Annotated in this window: 1 protein-coding gene; it reads right to left on the reverse strand. The window is 49.3% G+C overall.

Annotation, left to right across the window (positions count from 1 at the left end):
* Positions 1–501, reverse strand: a 501-nt coding sequence (locus tag A3766_RS30980) for a hypothetical protein (protein WP_197479521.1), incomplete at both ends; no start/stop codon positions are given.

The following is a 501-nucleotide window of genomic DNA, read 5'->3' on the forward strand; positions in this document are numbered from 1 at the left end:
TCTTCAGCCTGAACCAAACTGCCGCCCAATTTTTCCAAATTTGGCGCGAGCCACTCAAGACTGCCCGAAGCCGGTGTAATCGGATAAGCCGCAACAAAGCGCGTACCTGCCTTTAGCGCACCGAGACCACAAGACTCACTACCATTTACCAACCATTGTGGAGATCTTTCACTCTTATCTGCCAATTGAACTTGCGCCACTTCCTGGTATTGGTCAGCCAGGTTCCAACCCGCAATTAACCAGTCTTCAGCCTGCGACAGCAACTCTTCTTTCTTGGCAAAGTGCTCTCTCAATACCTTCTGTATCGTGCCTTGCTCCAAACCTAAGAATTTAGCTAACAGGCCCGCAGCGACAATATTCTCTCCGCCATCAGCGGTCTCACTTGCCAGTGTATCCAATGGAAGCTCGACGACGCGAGCACCAGAGTCTTTAACAAACTCTGGAGTCTTAGTCTGATCTTTCCCTATGATAACGACACTGTTTTCGTTCAATGGCACTTCA

This window comes from Oleiphilus sp. HI0132, from assembly GCF_001635845.1.